This window comes from Glycomyces amatae, from assembly GCF_020991375.1.
GTDB classification, from domain to species: domain Bacteria; phylum Actinomycetota; class Actinomycetes; order Mycobacteriales; family Micromonosporaceae; genus Glycomyces; species Glycomyces amatae.
This window is the reverse complement of sequence record NZ_JAJLQZ010000018.1, coordinates 12,245-29,107: the sequence shown is the minus strand read 5'-3', so window position 1 is coordinate 29,107 and position 16,863 is coordinate 12,245. Positions and strand designations below refer to the sequence as shown.

The following is a 16,863-nucleotide window of genomic DNA, read 5'->3' as shown; positions in this document are numbered from 1 at the left end:
TGTGTCAATCATCGCTGCCAGTGCTTGCCGACACCGACCGACACCAGTGGAATAGGTATCACACAGCGCGAGAACACGATGCCAAGGAGGTGCGCGGCCTGATGATGACACTGCCACCGCCCGGCACCGCACTCGGCACGATCACCGGATACGGGTACGAGTTCGCCGCCACGGCCAAGGTCGATGCGATGGCACGCACCAGGATGAGCACGCGCGGCCTCACGCACACGACCGGTCAGCTAGCCGAAGACGCGGCCCAGCATACGTTCATCGCCGAAGGGCATGCCGAAGCGTATCCGCGGATCGAGCCGGACTCACTGCTGTCGATGCAGCTGCTGGACAGCGCCCGTCAACGCCGCATGGCAGTCGCAACAGCGGCGTCCGCTCCACGGTCGGCATCATCCGCTGGGATTTCGGCAAAAGCCCGCAACTGCTGCTCGACCCGAACGATGCTCGTTTCGACCACCCGGACTCGAGTGCAGTGCTCGCTATGGTCGGCCAGGCGATGGCGGTGTGGTGGTGCGTCGTGGATCAGCAGGTCCTCACCCCTAGGTTGAAAGTGGCGATCCACCCGGATGTCGCCCCGTTCGCCGCTCGGGGCAGCGGCGATCGCCCGCCGATACCGACCCCCAGCAATGCACCGGGTGCTTCGCGCTGCGGGGAGCTGGGCAGGAACACCGTGAATGAGGAGGAACAGGTGACCCGAGAAACCACATTGACCGACGAGGATGCCACTGCCGCACGGCTTCGTCTCGACCTCGCCGAGGCGATCGTGAAGAACCGCGCCGACATCGGCACAACCGTTGACGAAACGATTCTGGAAGCCGTGCGCACAGTGCCCCGGCACCTGTTCACGCCGGGTATAAGCCTGGAGGAGGCGTACGCCGACGCGGTCCCGATCATGAAGCGCGACGGCGACGGGGTGGCGATCAGTTCGGTCTCGGCGCCGTGGCTGCAGGCGACCATGCTCCAGCAGGCCCAAATCACGCCGGGCATGAACGTGCTCGAGATCGGCAGCGGCGGTTACAACGCGGCGCTCATCGCCGAACTCGTCGGCCCGAAGGGCACGGTCGTGAGCCTCGATATCGACCCCGAGGTCTGCGAACGAGCCGAGCGTGGCCTCACCGACGCCGGCTATGACGATGTGGTCACCGTCGTCTGCGCCGACGGTGAATACGGCGCTGAGCAGTTCGCTCCGTTCGACCGCATCCTCGTCACGGTCTCCGCCCCCGACATCCCGCCCGCCTGGACTGAGCAACTCGCCGACGACGGCCGCCTCATCGTCCCGCTGCGCGTCCGCGGCCTGGAACGCTCCTTCGTGTTCCAGCCCGAGGCAGGCCGCCTCGTCTGCACCGAGTTCGAACTGGCCGGGTTCGTCCCGATGCAAGGGGCCGCCGAGAATCGCCAGCGGGAGGTCAGCCTCCACGGTGACGGCATCGTGCTCCGCGTCGACGACCGCCAGCCGGTCGAGGCCGAACCGCTCGGGCTCGCTCTGGAAGGGCCCCGGTGCGAAGCCTGGTCGGGCGTCCTGGTCGGCGGCATGGAACCGTGGGACGACCTCGACATGTGGCTTGCGACCGTCGCACCCACCTACGGTTACCTCACTGCCACCGACCAGGGCCTGTCCACCGGGCTCGTGACGCTCACGCTGCGCTGGGGCATGTCCGCGGTCTGGGACCAGGATTCCTTCGCCTACCTGACGCTGCGGCCGGTCACCGAGGACCGCACCGAGTTCGAGTTCGGCGCCTACGCCCATGGGCCCAACGCTGCCGAACTCGCCGATCAGATGGTCGCGCACCTCCGCAGCTGGGACCGCGACCAGCGCCGCGGCACCGGACCGCACGTCGAAGTCCATCCCAAGACGGCGCTTGACGGCGACGTGCCGCACGGCCTGGTCGTCGAGAAACGCCACAGCCGCGTCACCGTCTCCTGGCCCCAGACCCCCGGTCGCACCGGCCAGGTGAATTGAACCAAACCGAGAATCACAAGGAGTGATTGACATGGACACGCAGCAGCTCGACACGGTCGACGAGGACGCCTTCGAACTCGACATTCAGTTCGTCGAGTCGGGCCCCGACCTCGGCACGATCCTCTACGACACCAGCGACGGCTGCGGTACCACCTGCGCGAGCGCGTGCACCAGCTGCCGGTAGCGGCTGCGTCCCTTTCGCCGGTGCCGGCCCCCAGGCCGGTACCGGCCCCCTGCCCCTGAACACTCCGTCCAAGGAGCGAATCCGGTATGTTCCGAGCCGTCGAAGCAGGACTGGTCCGCCTGAGTGCCCACACACCGGTCGCATCGCCGCCCCGCCTCCCCGACCCCGAACGCACCGGCCCCGAAGCCGCCATCGCGCAACGCGAATGGATCCGGACGATCTGGGACCACAGCGACCTGGCCGCCGCCATCGCGGCCGCCGCGCCCGCGCTGGCAGGCCGCATCGCGGCGATCGGCGCGGGCGCAGTCACCGAACCCAAACAGATTCGCCGTGCCGCGCTCGCCCTCCTGCGCTACCGGCTCCGCAGCGAATCACGCGCCACCCCGTTCGGACTCTTCGCCGGTATCGCTCCGGTCCATTTTGCTTCGCACCCGATCGCGAACATTGGCACCGCCCACCAGGTGATCGTCCGTCCCGACGCGATACTGCTCCACCGGATCATCACCGAACTTGAACACGACCTGCTTCCCGACCTGACGGTCATGGCCAACAATCTCGCCGCAGTGCAAGGAGAGCGACTGGTGCTGCTGTCGCACGCCGACAGCGACGAGTCCGGCCCTGTGGCGGTCTCATTTCGATGGACCCGAGCAGTGGAGAGTGCCCTGCGGTGGGCCGAGGACCCGATCCGGTTCGCCGACCTGGCCGCCAAGCTCACCGCCGAGTTCCCGCGAACCCCACCGGACACGATCACCGCAATGCTCCGGACCATGGTCGTCCAAGGGGCACTGATCACCGCGCTCAGGGCACCAATGACCGAAGCGGACCCACTCGAACGCCTCCTGAACGAGTTGAAGGCGACCACCATGGCGAGCCAGCACCCGTTGGCAGCAGCAACAAGGACGGCGCACCAGTTGCTTTCCTCAATACAGGACTTTCAGAGCTCCGGTCCGTCTCGGCCGCTGCTGCGGGAGGCCGGCGAACTCCTCGGCGCCGCACCCCACCGGCCCGCGTTCGCCATCGACCTTCGCATCGACGCCCAGCTCAGCTTGCCGCCGACCGTGGTAGCCGAAGCCGAGCATGCCGCAACCGAACTACAGCGCCTGACCCGCTTCCCTGAAGGGTTCCCGTCCTGGACGGCATACCACCACCAGTTCCTCGAACGCTACGGCCTCGGCCAAGTCGTGCGTGTGCGTGAGCTGACTGACCCGGTTGCCGGGCTCGGGTTCCCCGCAGGGTTTCGCGATTCCCTGTTCGCGGGGTCCGAGCCGCCAGCAACCAACCGAGACCGGGCGCTCCTGAGGCTCGCGCACGAGGCGGTCGCCGGGGGACGCATAGAGATCGACCTCGCCGCCACCGCCACCGAGATCGAAGGCATCGCCGTCGCTTCGCCCACCGCGCCGCCGCACGTCGGCATCGCCTTCCACCTGCGCGCCGCCGACCTTGACGCGCTCGCCGCCGACCGTTTCACGCTCGTCGTCGAAGGCGCCGGACGCGCGGTCGGCACGACCGAAGGCAGGTTCCTCCACCTGCTCGATCAGGCCGATCGCGACCGGATCGCGCAGCGCTGGGGCGAACTCCCGACCGCCACGCTCGGGGCCTCGCACGTGCAGCTTTCGGGTCCGCCCCTGTGGGCCTCGACGGCGAACGTCGGCCGCGTCCCACCGGTGCTCCCCGACCTCCTTGCGCTTGGCGAATACCCGACTGAGCAGCGTGGCGCCCTCAGTCTCGAGGACCTGGCGGTCACAGCCGACGCCGAACGGCTCTACCTGGTCAACCTGGCCACCGGCGGCATTGTCGAGCCGATGGTCCCCAACGCCGTCGAACCGGCGATCCGGCTGCACCCGATGCAGCGGTTCCTCGCCGAACTCCCACGTGCTGCGTCCTCGGTTTACGCCATGTTCGACTGGGGTGCCGCGGCGGCCCTGCCGGTGCTTCCGCGGGTGCGCTCCGGCCGCAGCATCCTCACCGTCGCCCGGTGGAAGATCACCACTCGGCAGCTCCCCGCCAAAGACCGCTCCTGGAGCGCATGGACGGCAGCATGGCAACAGCTGCAACACGGCCTCCAGATCCCTCGTATCCTGTTCCTCGGCGACAGCGACATTCGCATCCGCATCGACACCGCCGACAACGCCCACCTGGCCCTGATGCGCCACGAACTGGACCGGCACCAGGCGGTGGTCCTGCGGGAAGCCCCAACCGACGCCGAGCTCGGCTGGATCGGCGGCCGAGCCCACGAGATCACCCTGCCGCTCGCCCGGGTCGCACCGCCGAAACCACGACCCCGCCACCTCGAACTCGAGGCTCCGCTGCGGCCAGCCACGGTGGCGGACGAGCAGCTCCCCGGTGCGGGATCGTGGCTCTACGCCAAGGTCTACACCCATCCGGGGCGCTTCAACGACCTGCTCGACCAGCACCTGAACGCACTCCACGCCACCTGGCCCGAAGCGCCCGAATGGTGGTTCATCCGCTACAAGGACCCCCTCCCGCACCTGCGGTTGCGGTATCGACTGACCGACAACACGGGGTACGGCGCCGCCGTTGAACGGCTCGGCGCCTGGGCCGCGAACCTGCGCCGACGAGGCCTCATCAGCCGCCTCCAGCTCGACACCTATATGCCCGAGACCGGCCGGTACGGCCACGGCAAGGCGATGCGAGCGGCCGAGACGGTCTTCGCCGCCGACACGGCCGCCGCACTCGCCCAAATCCGCCACGCCGCCACGGCCCCGGCGATCACGCAAGCGCTGTGCGCGGCGAGCCTCATCGACCTCGTCATCGCCTTCACCGGCTCGGTCGATGCGGGCATGGACTGGCTCGTCGACCACGTCGACCGTTCCGGCCCACCGCTGGACCGCGACGCCGCCGCCACCCTCGCCGGCTTTTTGGACCCCGGATCCGGCAGCCCCACCCGCCTGGCCGCAGCGGCCTCGGCCAGCGGTGTGCTCGACGCCTGGCAGGACCGGCGCCGAGCGGTCGCCGCCTACCGGCGCGAACTGCTCATCAACGGTCGCGGCGACCTGGACGCGGTGCTGTCGTCCTTGCTGCACCTGCACTACATCAGGGCGATCGATATCGACCCGGAGTCCGAGCGGGCCTGTCTCAGGCTCGCTCGCGCCGCCGCCCTCGCCTGGCGATCCCGCAACCGAAGGAGCCGAACCTGATGACCACGAGCACCGCCTCGACCGGCACCGCAGCGGCCGACCGCATCGCCGCCGAACTGGCCGACCCGGGAACTGTGCCGCTTCGGGAGGGCGCGGCCGCGCAGTCGATGGGCGCCGGACGTCTCGGCGTCGCGCTGCTGCACTTCGAACGCGTCCGCACCGGCCACGGCGACCCCGGCACGGCCCGAGCTTGGCTGCGCGCCACCGCCTACCCCCGCACGAACTGCGCCACCGCCACCAACCTCTTCAACGGCGCCCCCGCCATCAGCTTCATCCTGCACACCACCGACACGCAGGGCTCCTACCGTGAGCTACGGAACCGCCTCCATGAACGCGTCACGATCATCATCACCGATCGGCTCGCCCTGGCCCGTGAGCGGATCCGCCGGCAGCTGCCAACCGGATTCGCCGAATACAGCCAGCTCTCAGGGCTTTCGGGCCTGGGCACGTACCTCCTGGCCACCGAACCCGGCAGCGACCTCACCGGCGACGTCCTCGCCTACCTGGTGGACCTGACCAAACCCCTCCGCGTCGGCGATACCTGGCTGCCCGGATGGTGGTCCGCCCATGACCCCTTCCTCAAGCAATCCAGTGACTTCCCCGGCGGCCATGTCAATCTTGGTGCCGCGCACGGCATCGTCGGACCGCTCGTCGTTCTCGCCACCGCTTACAACGCCGGTCTCAAGGTTCCCGGCCAGCGGGACGCGATCGAGTGGATCTGGTCCTGCTACGACACCTGGCAGCACGAACACGGCTGGTGGCCCCAGTGGCTCACCCGGGCCGAACTTGAGCGCGGCCGCAGTACCCAACCCGGCCCGGGGCGACCGAGCTGGTGTTACGGCGCCCCGGGCATCGCCCGAGCCTTGCAGCTGGCGGCGATCGCGCTCGACGACCCGGTCCGCCAGCGCCGGGCCGAAGACGCCCTCCTGCGCTGCCTTGCCGACACCGATCAGCAGTCCCGGCTGGTCGAAGGCGGTCTGTGCCACGGGACCGCCGGGCTGTACCGGATCGTCCAGCGCTGCGCCGAAGACGCCCACGACGACCGGCTCGCCGCAGCGCTCCCCGACCTCGAAGCACGCCTGCGCTCCAGCGCCGTCCCCGAGAACGGATTCCTCGACGGCGAAGCCGGCCTTGCACTGACCCTGCACGGCCTCGGCCCGCGCATCACCGACGACGCCACCTGGGATGCCGCCCTGGGCCTGGCCGCACCGAAAGCGCTGCGCTGATGAAGATCATCTACCCACCGACCTCGTGGCTGCAGACCAGCATCCAGTTGGCCGAACCCGACCGCGCCGAGCACGTCCTCACCGAGGTCCTGTGGCCCCAGATGTGGTCGGCAATGGAAGACGGCGTCCTCGACGGCTGGTTTTTCATCCGCAAGAGCCCCGAGTGGCGGCTGCGATACCTGCCCGGCCGTAACGTGTCACCGCTCCGGGCGCGCACACTCCTCAGCGACATCCTCACCAGCAGACAGGCCAAGCCGCATATCGCCGAGTTCGCTCACCAGATCTACGAGCCTGAAACCGTCGCGTTCGGCGGACCTGCCGGGATGGACGTCGCGCACCGGTTCTTCCACAGCGACGCCAATTTCGTCGCCGAATACCTCACCCATGCCAGGCGCCATCCTGGAGCCGACAAACGCCGCGAGGTCTCGCTGCTGCTGTGCACGGCCTTGGCGCGCACGGCCGGCCTGGAATGGTACGAGCAGGGCGACCTCTGGGCCCGGCTCGCAGCCATCCGCGGAGCCGACCCGACCCTGTCTGCTCGCCCGGACATGGCAGCCGACCAGGCCCGGCACCTTCTGGCCGCGGACATCGACGCCAGCATTGCCCGGTTGGACACTGGTTCGGCCACGGCCGCCGCTGACGCGCTCGGTCAGTACCGCACCGCCGGGAGGCAGTTGCGACAGCTCACCGATGACGGACGGCTCGAACGCGGCCTTCGCGACGTCCTTGCCCACCATGTCCTGTTCTGCTGGAACCGGTTCGGGTTGCGAGTGACCAGCCAACGGGACCTTGCTCGTGCCGCCCGTGACGCCGTTTTCACCGGCCACCGAACCGCATCCGCCAACCGAGGCACCAACGCCGAAGGGAACGAATGCCATGACTGAACTGCGAGTGTTCGCATGCTGGTTCCCCCTCGTGCCCAGGGCCAGGCCGCACTGCGCGCCCCTCGACCGGCGCGTCGAAGCGGTCACCACCATGGCCCATCAGGCCACGACCGCAACCGAGGCGGCGGCCGCGCTGAACCTGACCGCGCTCTTCGCCAGCGACATCAGCGCCCACGATCTCGCCGCTGAACTTTGCGAGCGCCAGCTCCACACCTTCGTCAACCATGCACCGCTGCACGCAGGGCACGCTGGCCTCGCGATGGAGCCGGTCATCAACCTCGCCCGCCTCGCCATCCGAGCAGGCGACGGCGACCGCGCCCACCAGATCCTCGACCAGGCACTCGCTGCCGCTGCCGACGGCAGCACCACCAGCTTTAACGGATACCCGATCGACTTCACGGCACTGGCGGACTCCGTGGCGAGCCGACGCGCCGCGCACGAGCGGCTGTGGACCGCGTTCCACTCCGACGGGACCCGAGCGCTGGCCCGCGCCGGCCGCTGGAACGAAGCGCTCCTCGCCACCGAACGCCGCGGCGGCATCGGCGACCGGCTCTTGGACGGACGCCAGACCGCGATCATCGCGAACTTCATGGCTGGCAATCTCGATGACGCGACTGCCTTGATCGCCGACACCGAGGCACTCGACCCGTGGGAAAAGGCGCTCGCCGCCTACTTTGCAGCCTGTCTCGCCTATGCGAACGATCGCGCGAACACAGCGACCTGCGTCCGCCTCACCGACATGATCCAGCGATTGCAACTGCCCCCCGAACAGCAGCTCTTCCAGGTTCGCCTGGGCCTGAGCATCCTGGAGCTCACGTGCCTACTGCACCATGACGCGTCCGCGCTGACGGCGTTCCTCACCGAGATCGCCGTCAAGACCGGTGACGCCTATGCCGCTCGCGATCTGCTCACTAACCCGGTCTTCCCGACGCTGGTAGACGAGCAGGCCGCCGCAGGCCTTGCCGCGACGCTGCAGTCGGGTGGACTCGATCCACGTGAAGGTCCGGCCCTGCAACACCACCGTCTCCAGGTTGTTGCCGATGGCGCGCTTACTCGCCTGAGCGATCTGTTGAAACTCGAAGGTGCACCGCACCGCCTCGGTGCTCCATAAGTCCCAGCCGCTGCAGTGCGGTTCGAAAGCAGATGGGCGTTGTCGCGCGGATGGCCGGGATGCAGTCGACATCGCGACGCGTGTCGACAGCGCCCCAACCGGACACGCTCTGGTACTGTCCTTCGCCGCCTACCTCGCTGCCGCCGTACCAGTAGCGCTCGACGCCATAGCCGACGTTGAGGACGGTCGAAGTGGCAGGCGCGCCGCGATCCTCGTGCCCTGGGGCGTCGGCGTCTGGTGCAAGCACCCGACCCGGTCCGGAGGCGCTCGTGCGTAGCCCGACACTGCCCCGGCCCACGGTCGGGGCCACCAGCCAGATTCAGCTTGCCCACCAGCGCGGGACCGCGTACGTGGCGGAACGGCCACGCTGCATCCTTACGCGACGTGGTTGGGCATGCTCGGCCTGGATCAGCGTCGTATCGGCACCCTGCGGTGACTTTCTCGCGGCAGCGGCGCCTGCCAGGGCCAGCGTCGATGCGACCGTATGCCGCGGACGGCCGGTGCGACACTGTGGGCGCCGTAGGACCGCATCGACATGATGAAAGGAATAACTGTTGGTAACCATCGAGGATCGAACACGCCCGTTTCCGGGCAGTGCGGTGTGGGATGCTGCGGAAATCCTGTGGGCGTTCCTGCAGTTGGAGCATGCGCCAGCGGCCGCTGACGTGATCGTGGCGCTGGGCTGTCACGACATTGGTGTGGCTGAGACGGCCGCGCGCCTGTACCACGAGGGTCGTGCGCCGCTTATCGTCGCGTCCGGGGGTGTGCGTCCGGGCACTCGTGACGTGCTCGGCGGCGGTGAAGCGGTCGTGTTCCGTGACCGCATGATCAACGTTGGTGTTCCTGCGGCGGTGATCATGACCGAGGAGCGCGCCCGGCACACGGGGGAGAATTTCACGCTCACGCGCGACCTGCTCGCCGCCGCGGGGATACGGCCAGCGTCGGTTGCGGTGGCGTGCATGCCGTATATGGAGCGGCGAGCGTGGGCGATCTGCCGTGCGCAGTGGCCTGAGGTCACCGTCTGGTGCGCCTCGTCCCGCGCGGGTTTGGCCGACTATGTCGACCGCATGTGGGTCCGTGACGCCCTTCCTGCTGCGGCGATCATAGCGAACCTGGTGGGCGACCTCGACCGGATCTGGGCGTACCCGGCGATGGGGCTCGCGGTCGAGCAGCCCGCGCCAGCAACGGTCCGGGCCGCGTTCGACATGCTGGTGAACGCCGGCTACGGCACGAAACGCGCGCCCACGACGTTGCTGGCGCCGTTGCCGACACCGCTCACGAAGTGAAGGGGTGCGCGATGCGGCGTGGACCGTCGCCATTTGCTGCTGGCGGTGTGTCCGTATCTCCTGCGATGGAACGCTGACGTGATCAACAGTGCAGTGAACAGATTCGTTGCAGGGCAAGCGAACTGCGTTCGTTATGCTGCACCGGTGATGACTTTTGCCCATGGCAGTGCCGCCACGAACGGGACGGGCACTATCGCATGCGAGGGTGCCCGTGAACCGGCGACGCGGCCGCACGTGACAGCTCCCGTGATGGCCGGGGGCATGCAGTGACGTCGCGTCAGTGGCCGGTCCGGGTAGCAGGGACCCGCCGTGACACGATCGACGTCGAACGGGTCGCGGCGTTGGTGTTGCAGGTCGCCGGGCACGAACCAGCGGCACCGCCGCGGCGACGTGCTCGAGGAGCTGGCGCGGTGCGACCGGTGTTGCGGCTCGATGACGAACGCACGTCCGCATGACGGTGTTCGCACGGTCGCCGCGTCGGCGAGCGGTGCTTTACCTGCGCGTGTCCACGCGTGCGCAGGTCGACACTGACTTCGACCCTGAAGGCAATTCGATTCCTGCGCAGCGGAAAGCATGCCAGTACTTGGCGGAGCGGCTGGATTTGACGATCGTCGCCGAGTATGTTGACCCGGGGAAGTCCGGTCGTTCCGTAGACGGACGGCCCGCGTTCCGCGCGATGATGGGCCGCATCCGCAACGAAGGCGACGTTGACGTCATTGTGACGTACATGCGTTCGCGCTTGTTTCGCGACACCACTGACGCGGCCTTGACGAAACAGGACTTGCGGGACCGCGGTGTGGCGATCCTGTCGGTGAAGGACCCCACGGACGACTCCCCCACGGGTGAACTGCTCGCGCACATGGTCGACGGCTTCAACGAATACCAGTCCCGCATTGCCGGTCAAGACGTCGCCTACAAAATGGAAGCCAAAGCGGCCCGCGGCGGGACACCGGGACGCGCGCCCTTGGGGTACGTGAACGTTCGTGAAATCGTGGACGGTCGTCAGGTGCGCACGATCGCGGTCGATAAGGTGCGCGGCCCGATCATCCGGGCCCTGTTCGAACGGTACGCGACCGGGCAAGCATCGTATCACCAGCTGCGGAACCTCTCGATTGCGTTGGGGTTGCGCACACGTCCGACGCGTCGGTACCCATCGGGAACGTTCCTGTCCGTCAACAAAATCGGTCATCTCCTGTGCGACCCGTACTACGTCGGCACGGTCACGTTCAACGGGACGGCATACGCCGGGAGGCACACGCCGCTCATTGACCAGGACCTGTTCGACCGGGTGCAGCGTGTGCTGACCGAGCAGCGCGGTGGGGGCGTTCGGAACCGGCGCTGGCATCACTACTTGAAAGGGTGGATCTGGTGCCGGCGGTCCGGGCATCGGATCACGCTTGAGGGCGCGAAGTCGCACAGCGGCCGGTACCATTTCTATTTCCTGTGCTTGGGCCGGATCAACGCTGGCGATTGCGACCTGCCGCGCATCCTGGTCGAACATGCCGAGGCTGCCGTTGCCGCCCACATGGCGTCGTTCACGTGGTCTCCTGGTGAAACGGCGGACGTCAGCGCCGCGCTGGCGAACCTCACCAGGTCGTGGCAGGAATCGACCGCGCATGTGCAGACCACGTTGAAAAGGGAACGGACGCGGCTTCGCCGTTTGGAACGGGACCTGCTGGAACTGGTCGGGCATCCGGACTGGCCGGTGGACGCCATCAACGGGAAGCTCACGGAAGCACGGGATCGGCAGGTACTGCTTGACCACCAGTTGGCGGCAGTTGCCGGCGGGTCGGCGGACGGGTTGGCGCGGGTCGGCGACTTGCTGACGTTGCTGGAACATCCGCGTCAGTTCTATACGTCGCTGACTGATGACGACCGGCGCACGTTCGGCCAGTTGTGCTTCGAGCGGTTGTACCTCGACGTTGACGAGGGCCACGGCACGACCGGTGTCACGCCAGTGTCCGTGCACGGTACTGCGGCAGCGGCGTGAACCAAGCGGTGCCGTTACCCGAGAAACGGTGCGGCCGCGTTCGCGAAGCCGTGTTCGATGCGCAACCGCATGGACGGGTTGATTGACAAGTCCGCGAGGTCGGCGGCGCTGACCCACGCGACCTGCATCGATTCGTCGCTTGCGGCCAGGCGCCCTCCGATGGGCGTGGCGCGGCAGGCAATGGAGAACTGTTGGCGCACTTCGCCGTCGCTGTACTCGATCAGGTGCCTGGGGTCGGTGTAGATCCCGATGAGGCCGGTGACTTCGACGTCAAGACCGGTTTCTTCTTTCGTTTCGCGTACGGCCGTTTCGGCGATGTGTTCGCCGAGGTCGTGTCCGCCGCCGGGGAGTGCCCAGTCGCCGTTGTCGGATCGTTGGATCAGCAGCACCCGCTCTTGGTCGTCAAGGATGAACGCGACCGCTGAAGGGACGACGCTGTTGGGTGCGGGCGCGTCAGGGTTGTTGATGTGGTCGATGCGGCTCATGCAGGAACGATCGCACAGTCACCGCCGGCAGTGAAACCCTCTGGGTGCCCGGCCGCGGCAGCGAACGATGTTGTCCACGGTGCGCTGGCAGCTAACCTGCCTGGCCAGTGGTGTCGGCTGGTCCTGCCATGATGGCTTCCATGTTTCAAGGACTGAACGATGTCCGCTGGTCCAGCCTCGACCATGCGTACGGTCCGGCGACGACGGTGCCCACGATGCTGGCGCTGTTGCGGTGCCGCGACCCGGAGCTGCGCCAGCGCGGTTTCAGTGACTTGTGGAGCAAGGTCCATCATCAAGGCAGCGTGTACGCCAGTACGGTCGCGGCGATTCCGTTCCTGGTCGCGATCGCGGCGCATCCGATGACACCGGATCGTGTGCAAACGGTGCGTCTGGTGGCGAGCATTGGTGTCAGCGCTGCCGAACGATGCGGCGACAGCGGGGTGGACGAGGTCGCCGACAAGGCCGTGGCGACACTTCGCGACCACATCGAACCGGTGCGTGGATTCGCTGCCGATGCGGATCCGGCCGTGCGCGAGGCCGCCGTTCCCGCGCTCGCGATCGTCATCAACGATCCCGGAGAGGCCGCTGCGGCGCTGCGGGACCGGTTCTCTGTGGAAATGGACCGGTGGGTGCAGGTCGCACTGGTCGCAGCCATGGCCGCCCTAGCGGTGCGGGCGCCCACGATAGCGGACACGACGACACGGTGGCTGGAGACCGTTGCCGATGATGCGACTGCGGCTCCGGTCGTGCGATTGGCAGCAGTGGCGCACCGTGCGCACAGCTTCCCGGAAACGGTCGACGACGATACGGTGCCTGCCGCCATCACCTTGTTGGACAGGCTCGCTTTCGCGCCACCGACCCCTGAGTCGACCGCGGCAGCAGCGCCGCCCACGTCATCGGCGGCGGTGCCGCCGCAAGTGACTGCCGCGTTCGCGGACATGGACCGCGCCGGTGCCGAAACAACCCCGGTGTCCGACCTGCTGGGCGTCCTGCACACGGCCCTGGGCAACCGTGTCGCCGACCGGGCGGCACTCGTCGGCGCGCAACTGGGTCACGCGGATGCCAGACTCCAGCTCGACGGCATTCATGACGCCCGGACGCTTATGACCGGTTGGCGCGGCGACCACACCGTCACCATCACGGCGCTCGCCGGCCTGCTGCCGCAGGAGGGCCCGGTGGCGGCGGCTGCGGCGGCGGCACTCCAAGCGTGTCATGTGCTCGCCGAACCGGCCCGCGAGGCCTTGGCGGCCGTGGTCGCCGTGCACGAACCGGCAACATGGCAGTCCAAGGACCGGGCTACGCGGACCCTGTATCAGGAGGCGGTGCGGGCTCTGGCGCGTCTCGGCGACGTCCGGGCCGTGCCCGCACTCGCCGCCGTGTTCGACACCGGGGTCGAGGTGTGGCGGGCCGTCCCGGTCACCGGGTGCCTCCCTGACGCGGCGGCCGTACTGGCGCCGCGCATGGTCGCCTACACAGCCGGGCTTGACGTCGCCGCGGGACGTGATTCTATGAGCGTCAACGCGGCCATGACCGCGCTCGCGAACCTCGGCGACCCTGTCGCGATCCCGGTGATCGTCAACGCTCTCGCGGCGGCACCACGCGGCAACGACGCCGGGCCGTCCGTGATCCCGGGGATGCTGAACGCACTTGGATCGTTCGGACTCGCCGCTAACGATGCCGCCGGGGCCATCCAGGCATTCACCGCCTCGAACGATCCCCACGTACAGACCGCGGCGATCAAAGCGTGGTGGCAGATCACCGGCGACCGCTCCAGCACCTACACGATGGCGCTCACGCTCCTGGACGCCCCCGCATGGTTCGCGCTCAGTGACGGCGCCGACCTGCTCGCGCAGCTCGGGCCTGAAGCCGTCCCGGCAGTACCGCGCTTGCGGACGCTCTTGGGTCACCGGTACGAGTGGGTGCGCGTCGCCGCGGCCACCGCCCTGTGGGACATCACGGGCGCCGACGAAGCCCCACAGGTGCTCGACGTGCTGATGGCGGCATGGGAACGGAACAGCGCCACTGCTCGCGTCACTGCACCCTGCCTGGCCCGCATGGGGACCGCGGCACGCCCGGCCCTGGCCTTGGTCGAAGCGGAACTCGCACGTCCCCGCCGGGACTCGTACGGCAGCATCGCCAAAGACGACGCCGTCGTGGCGGCCTGCCGGGCCGTCCGCGACCAGTTCACCGAGCCGTAGGCAGCGGTAGCGCTGTCGGTGCGCTCGCGCCGTGTACCTGTCCTGACGTCCCCACCGCTCGAAAGGCCCTCGCGTGTCCACACTCAGCGACTTGGTCGCGCGACTGCGTGGCCTCATCGAAGGAACCAAGGAAGCCTCGACAGCCCTCAAGACCGCACACGACCAAGTTGAGCGTGCTACCGCAGCGCTACAAGCGACCACGGTCGGTTCGTCGAACCCGCTGGTCGCCGAGGGTCTCGGACAGTTGCAGACCGTGCGGCAGCAAATCGAAGAAGCCCAAATGCTGCTCAACGCCGGCAATGGCACCATGGAACAGTACGTCCAGGGCCGCTTGGGCAACGGCGGTAGTGACGGTACACCGACCGGGAAACCGCCGGACACGGCTGCTCCCGCTGTAACGCCGCATGGTCGACGCGAGCTTGGCTCGATCGGCCCCTCCGAAGGTATGGCGGGGCTCCGGCCGTTCGACGAGGCCAAAACCGCCTTGGGAAACCTGTTCTTCAGTTCAGGGAAGCAAAACGTCCAGCCGCTCAAGGCCACACCAGGCACGACAAAGTTCGAGCCTGGGGAGGTCAAACCAGGATGGCAGGGCACCAAGCCTGCACAGGGGCACATCGAGGGCAACGTTGCCGCTGACATGCTTCACACTGGCGAAATGAAAGGCGTCTTGTTCCTGAACGTTGAACCGTGTGATCATGGGGGCACCGGTTGCAAGTCCAACACGGCGCACTACTTGAAACCAGGGGTAGAGCTTCAGGTGAAGGTGTACGAGGGGACGAGATTGAAGTACCGTAAGCGGATCACGGGGACAGGAGAGGCGCTGACCGGTGAGTGACCACCCGACAGTAACCGGAGATAGTGCCCGGAACGCCGAGCTGATTACAGCGTACGACGCTGCCCCTGACCCTGGTCCAGGGTTTGCCGCTTACGTGCAAAGCCTTGGTTTCGATCCGCCTGAGCGCCCTGGTGTCCTGCGGTGGGGGTTGTGTGTGATCGGTGATGACGAGGGTCGCGAATGGCTGGCCTGGGATGCCGAGGAGTTCGAGCCTCCCGAACTTGATGAACACACCGATGAGCGACTGGGGTGACACCGTCTACCTCGTGCACTACGACACCTCCTTCGAACCTGTTGCCGGGCCCGAAGATGTCGCCGAGCTGTTCGATGACGATGCCGACATGATCAATCCTCAAAGCACACAAGGGATGCGGTATTTCTTCGGCGTGCAAGACTCGGCAAGCGATGACCATCCGATGCAAGTCCCCCTCCTGCGGGTCGACCTGGATCCGGCGATTGGCGCAGGAGCGTTGCGATGGCTTGCCGATGGCCTTGTCGGTGTCGAGGACGGCTACGAACCGCAGACACTGCATGTGTGTGCATCGTCCGCGACCGACCTCGTGTTCGTACCCGCAGTGGAAGCTCGCGTCAGTTACCGAACCGCGAGAACGGCAGCATCGCGGTACATTGCCACGGGGGCACGACCTGACAACGTGGTGTGGGCGGTGTCGGGGCGCTGAATGCCCCAAGGCATGATGGACCACGGCCGCGATCAAGCGCAGGCACGTTCGCGGTTACGTGAAGCGTTCTCCGTTATAGACGAAGCCGCCGCTTCGTTGCATGGGAATCGTGACAGGCACGAGCCGGTCTCCTGACGACTCAAGGATGCCGAACCCGGCCTGTGGGCGCGCGTACCCGGGTGAGGGCTGGAGCTGTTTCTCGTCAACCATGTGTCCGACTTCGACGCCCATGAGTGTCCGCGCTCGCGGTCCCGTGTCGGTAGTTTCAAAGCAGATCCCCAGGCGGTGCGTGTGCGCACACAACGTATGGCGATCACTTCGACGGGCAAGTGCGATGGCGGTACCGCCCGCTACCAGGCGGTTCTTCATATCACGATGAGTGTGCGTCACTGACCATTCTGGAGTGAGGATGCTGTCTGGTCCAACTCGGTGCACGCCGAACCCGTCGAAGTCGAACAGGGAGGGGCCGGCAGGCCCGGGGCCGCATCGGCACACATGCTGGTCATCTTGGTTCGTATCGCAGTCGTAGACCCAGAAGTCACCATCGAATCCCGACCGGACCGCTGCGAAGTAGTCCCGTTTCACCGCGTCGGCTCGTTCGACCATGATCTCGGTTTGGTCGCTGTCGTCGCAGCCCGGTGGGAGGGCAAGGTCGCAGAGACCGCCAAGGTTCAACACCAGGTCAGGCTGGATAGCCTTAATGAATCGTACGTGCGCAGCCAGCATCGCCGGGTGGTGATGCGGGAAGTGCAAGTGGGGCGTGAGCACGATCGTGCGTGCTGCCGCGAATGCATGTCGCAGCGGTGAGCCTAGTGCATGCGTGTCGCTCATGTTGAGGAAACGAGTGAGGCGTGCAG

General features: G+C 67.3%; 14 protein-coding genes. 12 read left to right on the top strand and 2 right to left on the bottom strand.

Features of this window, described 5'->3' with window-relative positions; translation table 11 throughout:
- Window positions 1-20: 20 nt before the first annotated feature.
- The 9 genes from LO763_RS21965 to LO763_RS21925 all read left to right on the top strand — a co-directional run bounded on the left by LO763_RS21965 (window position 21) and on the right by LO763_RS21925 (window position 11,808).
- Window positions 21-557 carry a hypothetical protein gene (locus LO763_RS21965; protein WP_230788927.1) on the top strand — a complete coding sequence of 179 codons (537 nt, stop codon included), beginning with the start codon at window positions 21-23 and terminating at the stop codon, window positions 555-557.
- Window positions 527-1,969 carry a methyltransferase, FxLD system gene (gene fxlM / locus LO763_RS21960; RefSeq protein ID WP_230788924.1) on the top strand — a complete coding sequence of 481 codons (1,443 nt, stop codon included), beginning with the start codon at window positions 527-529 and terminating at the stop codon, window positions 1,967-1,969. Before LO763_RS21965 ends, fxlM begins: the two co-directional genes overlap by 31 nt.
- 31 nt (window positions 1,970-2,000) lie before the next feature.
- Complete coding sequence (locus LO763_RS21955; protein WP_230788921.1) at window positions 2,001-2,153, top strand: FxLD family lanthipeptide; 153 nt, start codon at window positions 2,001-2,003, stop codon at window positions 2,151-2,153.
- Window positions 2,154-2,239: 86 nt separating this feature from the next.
- Window positions 2,240-5,311 carry a lantibiotic dehydratase gene (locus LO763_RS21950; RefSeq protein WP_230788918.1) on the top strand — a complete coding sequence of 1,024 codons (3,072 nt, stop codon included), beginning with the start codon at window positions 2,240-2,242 and terminating at the stop codon, window positions 5,309-5,311.
- On the top strand, window positions 5,311-6,537 hold the full coding sequence (locus LO763_RS21945) for a lanthionine synthetase C family protein (protein WP_230788914.1): 1,227 nt from the start codon (window positions 5,311-5,313) through the stop codon (window positions 6,535-6,537). The genes LO763_RS21950 and LO763_RS21945 overlap by 1 nt, the downstream gene beginning before the upstream one ends.
- A complete protein-coding gene (locus LO763_RS21940) occupies window positions 6,537-7,421 on the top strand; it encodes a thiopeptide-type bacteriocin biosynthesis protein (RefSeq protein ID WP_230788911.1) in 885 nt (294 codons plus the stop codon). The genes LO763_RS21945 and LO763_RS21940 overlap by 1 nt, the downstream gene beginning before the upstream one ends.
- The gene (locus LO763_RS21935; protein WP_230788909.1) at window positions 7,414-8,532 is read left to right on the top strand and encodes a hypothetical protein; all 1,119 of its coding nucleotides are present in this window, start codon (window positions 7,414-7,416) and stop codon (window positions 8,530-8,532) included. The genes LO763_RS21940 and LO763_RS21935 overlap by 8 nt, the downstream gene beginning before the upstream one ends.
- Before the next feature lie 554 nt (window positions 8,533-9,086).
- Window positions 9,087-9,818, top strand: a complete 732-nt coding sequence (locus LO763_RS21930) for a YdcF family protein (RefSeq protein WP_230788906.1) — start codon at window positions 9,087-9,089, stop codon at window positions 9,816-9,818.
- 451 nt (window positions 9,819-10,269) lie between these two features.
- The gene (locus tag LO763_RS21925; RefSeq protein WP_230788903.1) at window positions 10,270-11,808 is read left to right on the top strand and encodes a recombinase family protein; all 1,539 of its coding nucleotides are present in this window, start codon (window positions 10,270-10,272) and stop codon (window positions 11,806-11,808) included.
- A gap of 14 nt (window positions 11,809-11,822) precedes the next feature.
- Here the strand turns inward: LO763_RS21925 and LO763_RS21920 are convergent, their stop codons facing one another.
- Window positions 11,823-12,293, bottom strand: a complete 471-nt coding sequence (locus LO763_RS21920; RefSeq protein WP_230788900.1) for an NUDIX domain-containing protein — start codon at window positions 12,291-12,293, stop codon at window positions 11,823-11,825.
- A 140-nt stretch (window positions 12,294-12,433) separates the two neighbouring features.
- Between LO763_RS21920 and LO763_RS21915 the strand changes: the two genes are divergently transcribed.
- From LO763_RS21915 to LO763_RS21905, 3 genes are all read left to right on the top strand, one after another.
- Window positions 12,434-14,491: a HEAT repeat domain-containing protein gene (locus tag LO763_RS21915; RefSeq protein WP_230788896.1), complete on the top strand. Its 2,058-nt coding sequence runs from the start codon at window positions 12,434-12,436 to the stop codon at window positions 14,489-14,491.
- Window positions 14,492-14,564: 73 nt separating this feature from the next.
- On the top strand, window positions 14,565-15,326 hold the full coding sequence (locus tag LO763_RS30050) for a DddA-like double-stranded DNA deaminase toxin (protein WP_230788894.1): 762 nt from the start codon (window positions 14,565-14,567) through the stop codon (window positions 15,324-15,326).
- 224 nt (window positions 15,327-15,550) lie between these two features.
- Window positions 15,551-16,006 (top strand): Imm1 family immunity protein, encoded by a 456-nt coding sequence (locus LO763_RS21905; RefSeq protein ID WP_230788892.1) that lies wholly within the window; start codon window positions 15,551-15,553, stop codon window positions 16,004-16,006.
- Window positions 16,007-16,060: 54 nt separating this feature from the next.
- Here LO763_RS21905 and LO763_RS21900 read toward each other — a convergent pair whose 3' ends face one another.
- Window positions 16,061-16,837 (bottom strand): hypothetical protein, encoded by a 777-nt coding sequence (locus LO763_RS21900; protein WP_230788890.1) that lies wholly within the window; start codon window positions 16,835-16,837, stop codon window positions 16,061-16,063.
- Between the last annotated feature and the right edge of the window lie 26 nt (window positions 16,838-16,863).